The 8460-nt window shown below is 66.5% G+C and carries 6 protein-coding genes and 2 pseudogenes; 4 read left to right on the top strand and 4 right to left on the bottom strand.

What is annotated here, in order from left to right; all coding sequences use genetic code 11:
• Both XAXN_RS18565 and XAXN_RS18570 read right to left on the bottom strand, forming a co-directional pair.
• A pseudogene (locus XAXN_RS18565) lies at window positions 1–320 on the bottom strand (hypothetical protein); the annotation flags it as partial.
• Between the two features lie 446 nt (window positions 321–766).
• Window positions 767–1867: a glycosyltransferase gene (locus XAXN_RS18570; protein ID WP_054320626.1), complete on the bottom strand. Its 1101-nt coding sequence runs from the start codon at window positions 1865–1867 to the stop codon at window positions 767–769.
• Window positions 1868–2004: 137 nt separating this feature from the next.
• Between XAXN_RS18570 and XAXN_RS18575 the strand changes: the two genes are divergently transcribed.
• Both XAXN_RS18575 and XAXN_RS18580 read left to right on the top strand, forming a co-directional pair.
• A complete protein-coding gene (locus XAXN_RS18575; protein WP_134980486.1) occupies window positions 2005–2724 on the top strand; it encodes a response regulator in 720 nt (239 codons plus the stop codon).
• A complete protein-coding gene (locus tag XAXN_RS18580) occupies window positions 2721–4232 on the top strand; it encodes an ATP-binding protein (RefSeq protein WP_054320627.1) in 1512 nt (503 codons plus the stop codon). The genes XAXN_RS18575 and XAXN_RS18580 overlap by 4 nt, the downstream gene beginning before the upstream one ends.
• 198 nt (window positions 4233–4430) lie before the next feature.
• On the opposite strand, the gene XAXN_RS18585 is transcribed toward XAXN_RS18580, so the two are convergent.
• Window positions 4431–5813 carry a glutamate--cysteine ligase gene (locus XAXN_RS18585; RefSeq protein WP_054320628.1) on the bottom strand — a complete coding sequence of 461 codons (1383 nt, stop codon included), beginning with the start codon at window positions 5811–5813 and terminating at the stop codon, window positions 4431–4433.
• A 201-nt stretch (window positions 5814–6014) separates the two neighbouring features.
• Here XAXN_RS18585 and XAXN_RS18590 point away from each other — a divergent pair.
• A pseudogene (locus XAXN_RS18590) lies at window positions 6015–6709 on the top strand (VIT1/CCC1 transporter family protein).
• Window positions 6710–6799: 90 nt separating this feature from the next.
• Here XAXN_RS18590 and yihA read toward each other — a convergent pair.
• Window positions 6800–7411, bottom strand: coding sequence for a ribosome biogenesis GTP-binding protein YihA/YsxC (gene yihA, locus XAXN_RS18595; RefSeq protein WP_054320629.1), 612 nt, complete (start codon window positions 7409–7411; stop codon window positions 6800–6802).
• A gap of 143 nt (window positions 7412–7554) precedes the next feature.
• Here yihA and XAXN_RS18600 point away from each other — a divergent pair, with 143 nt between their 5' ends.
• Complete coding sequence (locus XAXN_RS18600; RefSeq protein ID WP_054320630.1) at window positions 7555–8352, top strand: c-type cytochrome; 798 nt, start codon at window positions 7555–7557, stop codon at window positions 8350–8352.
• The last annotated feature ends 108 nt before the right edge of the window (window positions 8353–8460 follow it).

Genomic DNA, 8460 nt, shown 5'->3' on the forward strand with positions numbered 1-8460 from the left:
GGCGGTGGCGGTGGCGCAAATCCTGCGGCATCCAGGCATTCCGCCAGCAGGTCGGGCGGCAGGTCCGGCGAAGGCGCCCGCGGCAACGGCGCTGCGATGCCTTCGGCGGTAGCGCATGCCTGCAGTGCTGCATCGAATTCAGAATCGTCGGGCGGCGAGCCAGGCGGTTCGTCTGCTGCATCCGGTGCGTCGAATGCGTCGCCATCGAAGGGCGGCGGCGGTGGCGGTGCTACGCCCCTGTGTAGCGGGCAGCCGTCGACGCTTCCCCGATCTTGCCGATCCGGCGCAGCGCGGTGCGCGACGTCGGCCGGCGGCGGCATTGGGACCACATCGTGTTCCGGCGGACACGCCGGTATCGCATCACTGGGTCTTGCAGCCGGTGGTGGCGGTGGTGGCTCACGATGCGCGTAGGGCGAAGGCGCATGAGGCGCGGCACCGCAGAAGCTCGCACAACCTGCCAGGTTGAGCGCTGCGAGCATTGCAGTGGTAACGACAACGCGTGGTGGTGCATGGACCATCATGCTCTCCCTGGCTGGATGGCACATCTGCGCACGGCATGCAGACGGCAGACGCGGCTGGGCCACGCTGGTCCAGGAAGGGTTGCAGCCCACTGTGCTGCGCATTTGCCACCGCGCGCCGCGCGCCGACGTGGATTGGCGCTCGCCGGCATCCGCGGCGCAGATGCAACGTGCGTGCAACACCTGCTTCGGCTTGCGCGTTGGAAGATGCAGCTGGTCAGACAGGGGCGATGCGGACGCTGTCGCTGTCAGTTTTCGGCAGCAGCCGGCACCGCGGCGACCGCAGCATTCACCGCATGCTCCGGTAGCGAGGCCAGCACCGCAGCGCGAAAGCGCGCGGCAAATGCCGCATTGTTGGCCTGGTAGAACGCACGCGCGTTGGACGATAACTGGTCCAATTGCGCTTGCGGCAATGCCAGGGCGGTTTCCACTGCCTGCGCAATGCCCGCCGCGTCCACGTAGTAATACGATGCCAGACGTCGCTGACGCACCTCGGCCACCGGAATCAGCACCCCGTGCTCGGGCCTGATCAATTCGTTCATCGGCTCGCCGTCGGTCGCCAGCGTCACTGCGCCCACGCTCAGCGCTTCCATCAGGTAATGCCCGAACCCTTCGGCCTCGGAGGGGCATATATGGAACAGATGCGCGTTCTGCATGCGGCGCAGTTCGGCATCGTCCAGATACCCCACGCGGTGGTCGATGTTCGCGGCCACGACCGGCTTGCCGGCGGTGCGCGGGTTCTGCACCACCGTCAGCAGCGGCCACTCCGGATGCTGCTGCCAGGTGCCCAGCAACACGCGCGTGCCCTTGGCGGTGCTGCGCCCGGCCAGATGGAAGAAAGCACGCTGACGAAACACGCGTGGGTCGTACCGATCCGGGCTGGCGAAGCCAATGAAGCGTGTGGCGCACCCAAGGCTGCGGAAGATCCGCTCGGCATGGTGGGTCTTGCACAGCACCGCATCGAAGCGCGGCAGCAATGGCAGCCACTTGGGCAGCAGCCACTCCGGGTTGGGCACCAGCAGGTTGATCTGCCCCAGCGGAAGGCAGCGCTTGTACACGCGCTCGGAAAAGATCTGCAGCGGCACCCGCCCGAACAGCGTGCGGTTGGCCCACAGGCGTGCCTCGCGCGCAGTGTCGTACAGGCGCTGACTGGTGAATCCCACTTCCTGCACCGGCACGCCGCCGGCGCGCAGCGTGTCGGCCATCAGCACCATGTCGCGGGTCAGCCCCACGCCGTTGTCGCGACTGATCACCCGCATCATTGGAAATGCCTTGTCATGCACGCACGCGCCAGTACAACTGCACAGTGTCGATGCCGTGGCTTCCTGCGCGATGTCCTGGTCTGTCATGGTGCGTTACACGTGTGCCAATGGTTGACAAATTCGATCATGATGATGCGCGCTCCAGCCCTGCAATTGCGAGCACCATGTATCCGGCAGCCACCACCTCGCGCGGGCCTAGCTCCGCGTCACAGACGATGATCCCTATGGACCTGCAACAACCCTGCGTTCTCGTGGTTGACGACGACCCGGACCTGCGCAAGCTGATCGGCGAATTTCTGAGCGCTCACGGCTACCAGGTGGACATGGCCGAAAACGTAGCGGATATGCGCTCTGTCATGGCGCAGCGCCGCCCGGACCTCATCGTACTCGACGTGATGATGCCGGGAGAAGATGGGCTGAGTGCAGCGCGCGCCCTGGCCAGCGAGCGCGGTTCACCTGCGGTCATCATGCTCAGCGCGCTGGGTAACGACACCGACCGCATCATCGGGCTGGAAGTCGGCGCCGACGATTACCTTGCCAAGCCCTGCAATCCGCGCGAATTGCTGGCCCGTGCGCGCGCCCTGCTGCGGCGCAGCCAGGCCAGCAACGAACAGGCCGACCAGCGCGGAAACGTCTACGAATTCGCCGGCTGGCGGCTGGACGTGGTGCGCCGCGACCTGCGCGACCCCACCGGCATCTTCATCAATCTGTCCGACGGCGAGTTCGCGCTGCTGCGCACCTTTGTCGAATACCCGCAGCGCGTGCTCAGCCGCGATCAGCTGCTGGACTACGCCCGCGGCCGCGACACCGACGTCTACGACCGCGCCATTGACAGCCAGATCAGCCGCCTGCGCCGCAAAATCAATGAGCGCGTCCATACCGAGTTGATTCGCACCGTACGCAACGAGGGCTACATGCTGCTGCCGAGCGTCTCGCGCCTGTGAGCAAACCGGCACGGCGCGGGCTGTCGATCTTTGCGCGGACCTTTGTGTTGTTGGCGGTGGCATTGCTCACCGCCCAGGCGGTGGGCATCGCCCTGCTGGTGATGCGTACCCCCGTCTACGAGCCTCCGGTCCATCCGCCGGAAGTGGTGGCGCTGCTCTCCACCCGCATGCCGGCCGGTACCCAGACCCTGAAAGTGCATGAATCGGCGCAAGCCCCGGTGCCGCCGACAGGCCAGGTGCGCGCGCCCTTCGCCGAAATGCTGCTTGCGCACTGGCTGGACGTGCCCGAACGCCAGGTGCGGTTCTATCGCAACGCCAATGATCGTGAAGGCCCGCGCCCGGGCATGCTGCCGCCGCAGCGGTGGTCCAACCGGGACCACGCGGGCGACGGCGGTGACGGCGGTGCTGGGGCGCACGAACGCAATGGCGCGCAACCTCTGCCGCCGTTTCCGGACGACTGGCCGCGCGACGGCCACCCCGCTGCGCGGCACGGCAACGGGCTACCCCCGGACGAGTTACCCGGCGCCTGGGAAAGCGAGCGCCTGACCCCCGGCGTACCGCTGCTGGACGGCTTCACCGCCGCCCTGCAACAACCCGATGGCCGTTGGCGTACGGTGGAATCGCCGCGTCGACGCCTCTCGGGCGAGTTCAAGACCCATGTCGTGCTGCTGTTCCTGGCCGGCCTGCTGGCCAACGTGCCGCTGGCATGGTGGTTTTCGCGCGCGCTGTCGGCACCGATCAAGCGCTTTGCCGAGGCTGCCGACCGCCTGGGCCGTCATCCCGATGCCGCCGCCCTGCAACGCAGCGGTCCGCCGGAAATCGTGCGCGCAGCAGATTCGTTCAACGCGATGCAGGCGCGCCTGAACCGTCTGATCAACGAACGCACGCACATGGTCGCAGCGATCGCCCACGACCTGCGCACGCCGCTGGCACGGCTGTCGTTTCGTCTGGATGGCCTGCAGCCACCGCTGCGCGACAAGGCGCTGGCCGATATCAACGAAATGAAGGCGATGATTTCCGCAGCGCTGGACTTCATCCAGAACGATCGTCATCGCGGCGAACGCGCGCCGCTGGATCTGCGCTTGCTGGTGGAGAGCGTGGTCGACAACGCCGCCGATATCGGCGCCGATGCCGAGCTGCTGCCCGGACCGGAAATCACCCTGGACGGCGACCCGCTGGCATTGCGCCGTGCCGTGATGAATCTGCTCGAAAACGCGTTGAAATACGGCAAGCGCGCGCGCCTGCAGTTGCAGCGCGACGGCGAAGACGGCGTGTTGTGGATCGACGACGACGGCCCCGGCATCGATCCCACCCAGCGCGAACAGTTGTTGCTGCCGTTCGTGCGTGGCGAGTCTTCGCGCAATCGCGACACCGGCGGCATCGGGCTGGGTTTGTCGGTGGCGCACAGCATCGTGCTGGCGCACGGCGGCGACCTGCGTCTGGACAATCGACCGCGTGGCGGATTGCGGGTGACCGTACGACTTCCCTGCATGCCCGAACGGCGCTGACGTGCGATCGCGTGCGGCCTGCCGGGCCGCGCGAGCAGCAGCCGTGCTGATCCGAGCCCACCACAGCCGTTCCGGCCAATGGCCTTGCGCGTCTGGCTAAATCGGCTGACGCGACGACACCGGCAACGGCACCGCCAGCAATCACTGACAACGGCCAACTGCCAGCGCCAGCATGCGCTGACGACGGCCAACGCGCCCTCAGTAAGCGAACTCGCGGAACACGCGGTCGATATCGCCGTTCCAAGCGCCGTGATACAGCGCAAGCTTACGTTCGGCCGCGGTGACGCCGCTTTCGGCGATCTCGGCGATGACATCCAGAAAGCCGGTTTCGTCCTGCCCGTCGCGATTCAGGCGTGCGCGGCGACGCAGGCCTTCGCGCGCAATGTTGACCGCCTCCACTGCCAGATCGCGCGCGGTGCCGTTGCGGAACGGCACGCCCAACGCGTACTTGGGCACGCCGTCGCGCAGCGCATGCCGCTCGCTCGGGCTGAAATCCTTGACCAGGTCCCAGGCCGCATCCAGCGCGGTCTGGTCGTACAGCAGGCCGACCCAGAACGCCGACAACGCGCACAACCGATCCCACGGGCCGGCATCGGCACCGCGCATTTCCAGATACTTCTTCAACCGCACTTCCGGGAACGCGGTGGTCATGTGGTCGGACCAATCGCGCAATGTCGGCAACGCGCCCGGCAGCGCCGGCAGCTTGCCCTGCATGAAAGCGCGGAAGCTCTGCCCGCTGGCGTCGTGATACACGCCATCGCGGTAGGAAAAATACATCGGCACATCGAGCAGGTAATCGACGTAGCGGTCGTAGCCGAAGCCGTCTTCGAACACGAAATCCAGCATGCCGGTGCGATCGGCGTCGGTGTCGGTCCAGATGTGCGAGCGGTAGCTCAGGTAGCCGTTCGGCTTGCCTTCGGTGAACGGCGAATCGGCGAACAACGCGGTGGCGATCGGCTGCAACGCCAGCGACACGCGGAACTTCTTCACCATATCCGCTTCGGTGGCGTAATCCAGGTTGACCTGCACCGTGCAGGTGCGCGTCATCATGTCCAGGCCGAGCGAGCCGACCTTGGGCATGTAGTTCTTCATGATCTGGTAGCGGCCCTTGGGCATCCACGGCATCTGGTCGCGACGCCACTTGGGCTGGAAGCCCATGCCCAGAAAGCCCAGTTGCAACTCGCCGGCGACCTGGGCGACTTCATCAAGATGGGTGCCGGTTTCCACGCAGGTGTGGTGCAGGGTTTCCACCGCCGCGCCGGAGAGCTCCAGCTGTCCGGCCGGCTCCAGCGTGACCGATGCGCCCTCGCGCAGCAGCGCGATGGTGCGGCCGTTTTCCTGCACCGGCGCCCAGCCGAAACGGGTCAGTCCGGTCAGCAAAGCTTCGATGCCGCGTGCACCTTCAAAAGTGGGCGCACGCAGGTCGTCCAACTGGAAGCCGAACTTCTCGTGCTCGGTGCCGATCCGCCAGTCCGCACTCGGCTTCTCGCCGGAAGCCAGCACCTGGACCAGCTCCGCGCGTTCGGTGATCGGCGTTTCGGCAACGTGGCTAGGACTCGACAAGGTGTGATGCTCGCGCAAAAGGGGGGAATGATCTGGGGACGGCGTGGCGCCGTCGCAAGGCCGGCACTATAGCCTGAGCGACGTACCGCCCATATCGCCATCGGTGGTGGTGCAGCATTCCACACCTCGCCACGCGGACGCCGGCAAGAACAAGACGCAACCACGCTTGCTCCGCCTCGCCCGGTTAAGCTGGCGCCGTGTCCACATGGAGCACGCACAATGCGACCTATCCACAGCGAACGCCATCGCAGCGACAACTCCGGCTGGCTGCGTGCCGCCGTGCTCGGCGCCAACGACGGCATTCTCTCGGTGGGCGGCTTGCTGGTCGGCGTGGCCAGCAGTGGTGCGGCCGCAGCGGACGTGCCTGCGACCGGCATCGCCGGCTTGGTCGCCGGCACGATGTCGATGGCTGCCGGCGAATATGTTTCGGTGCAATCGCAGGCGGACACCGAGCGTGCCGACCTGGCGCTGGAACGGCGCGAACTACACGATCACCCGCAAAGCGAATTGGAAGAGCTCGCTGCGATTTACTGCCAGCGCGGGCTGGATGCTGGGCTGGCACGCCAGGTCGCCGAACAATTGACCGCCCAAGATGCACTGGAGCACATGCACGCGACGAACTCGGCATCACCGAGAGCCTGCGCGCGCGACCGCTGCAGGCCGCGCTGGCGTCGGCAGCGGCATTCTGCTGCGGCGCGGCACTTCCGCTTCTGGCCGCGCTGCTGGCGCCGGCCGCTCGAACGGTACCGGTGACCAGCCTGACCGCGTTGCTCGGTTTGGCCTTGACCGGCGCCGTGGCGGCGCGGACTGGCGGCGCATCTGGCCTGCGCGGCGCAATCCGGGTGATGTTCTGGGGCGCAGCGGCAATGGCCACCAGCGCTGTGATCGGACAGCTATTCAACGTCCATGTTTAAGCAGACGTGACCGTCGCGCAAATCTCATGGGTTACTGCCATGCGGCGGCGCCCCGGGTCTGGGCGATCAGGGCAACGTGGCCGCGCCCGCTCAGGGCTCGGCTGTCAAACCCAGCCAACCACCGACAATCCCGCGCAATTCGTCCACACCTTGGCGTGACTCGCCCGAGTAGGTCTGCACGGTCACGCTGTCGCCGAAGCGCGAGGTCACTTCTTTCTTGACCTTCTGCAAGGTCTGCATCTGCTGGCCACGGCCGAGCTTGTCGGCCTTGGTCAGCAATCCGTGCGCGGGCAGGCCGCGTTCGGCCGTATAACCGAGCATCTGCAGGTCGTAGTCCTTCAGCGGATGGCGGATATCCATCACCACCACCAGCCCGCGCAAGGCTTCGCGGGTGCGGAAATAGCGGTCGATGAAGGCCTGCCAATGCGCCTGCAGGTCCTGCGGCACCTTGGCGTAGCCGTATCCGGGCAGGTCCACCAGGTAGCGCTCGGGCTGGATCTGGAAGAACACCAGCTGCTGGGTGCGGCCGGGGGTCTTGGACACGCGCGCCAGCGCGTTCTGGCGTGTCAGCGCATTAAGCGCGCTGGATTTTCCGGCGTTGGAGCGGCCGGCAAAGGCCACCTCGTAGCCGCCATCGTCAGGCAATTGCCGGGCGTTGTGGGCGGACAGGTGGTAGCGGGCTTGTTCGATGAGGAGCGACATCCCCTTAGGATCGCACGTTCGGGCCTGGCAGTTTTGCTGCACTGTTCGTTGACCCTAGCGCAAAGGCGTGTCGATAATCGAAGCACGCCTGCCACTGCCAGTACCCAACGCGCGCGGGCCGGGTCCATACGGAGCTTTAGCTGATGCGCCATGCTCGTGTGCTAGTCCTCGCCGCACTCGCCGTACCGGTCATTGCGGCCGTGGCGTTTGCGCAATCGGCAGTCACGCCAATCCCCGATCCTCCGCCGGTACGCGTTGCGCCGCTGGAGGTGGACCTGGCCAAGACCAACTGGGGAGATGCCAAGGCCGGCCAGACCAAGGCTGCTACCTGCGCAGCCTGCCATGGGGCGGACGGCAATCCGGCAGTGGCGATGTACCCGCGCATCGCCGGGCAAACCGAGCGCTACGTGGCGCATCAGGTGGCCTTGATTGCCAGCGGCGAGCGCAATACCGGGATGTCGGCGGTGATGGTGCCCTTCGTCAAGGATCTCACCGCGCAGGACATGCGCGATCTGGGTGCCTATTTCGCCACCCAGAAGGCCTCTGCCGGTGTCGCCGACGACACGGTGATCGACAAGGGTCCCTACCAGGGCATGAAGTTCTACGAAGTCGGCGAGAAGCTCTACCGCGGCGGTGACATCGCCCGCGGCATACCGGCCTGCATGGCCTGCCATGGGGCGGCCGGTGGCGGCAATCCGGGCCCGGCCTATCCGCGCCTGGGCGGACAGCACGCCGAGTACGTGGCGCGGCGCCTGAAGGAATACCAGGCCGGCACCACCCAGGAGCGCAATCCGGCGCTGTTCAATATCATGGCGCAGGTGGCGCATCCGCTGACCGAACAGGAGATCCAGGCGCTGGCCAGCTACCTGCAAGGCCTGCATGATCGTGCCGACGACGCGGCAGCGGCGCAGCAGCCTGCAGGAGCGCCCGTAGGTTCGTGAGCTGATCCCTGCCGTCGCCACACCGCTTCACGACGCCGGTCCCGCGACCGGCGTCGTCGTTTACCGCTCTCCCCTCACCACCCCCCCCCCCCCCCATGCCCACCACGC

Source organism: Xanthomonas axonopodis, from assembly GCF_001304695.1.
In the GTDB taxonomy this organism is placed as follows: domain Bacteria; phylum Pseudomonadota; class Gammaproteobacteria; order Xanthomonadales; family Xanthomonadaceae; genus Xanthomonas; species Xanthomonas axonopodis.

What these genes read in the sequence shown, in the direction of transcription:
- XAXN_RS18570 (WP_054320626.1), bottom strand. Translation starts at nt 1,867, where the DNA reads ATGACAGACCAGGACATCGCGCAGGAAGCCACGGCATCGACACTGTGC.
- XAXN_RS18575 (WP_134980486.1), top strand. Translation starts at nt 2,005, where the DNA reads ATGGACCTGCAACAACCCTGCGTTCTCGTGGTTGACGACGACCCGGAC.
- yihA (WP_054320629.1), bottom strand. Translation starts at nt 7,411, where the DNA reads ATGTCGCTCCTCATCGAACAAGCCCGCTACCACCTGTCCGCCCACAAC.
- XAXN_RS18600 (WP_054320630.1), top strand. Translation starts at nt 7,555, where the DNA reads ATGCGCCATGCTCGTGTGCTAGTCCTCGCCGCACTCGCCGTACCGGTC.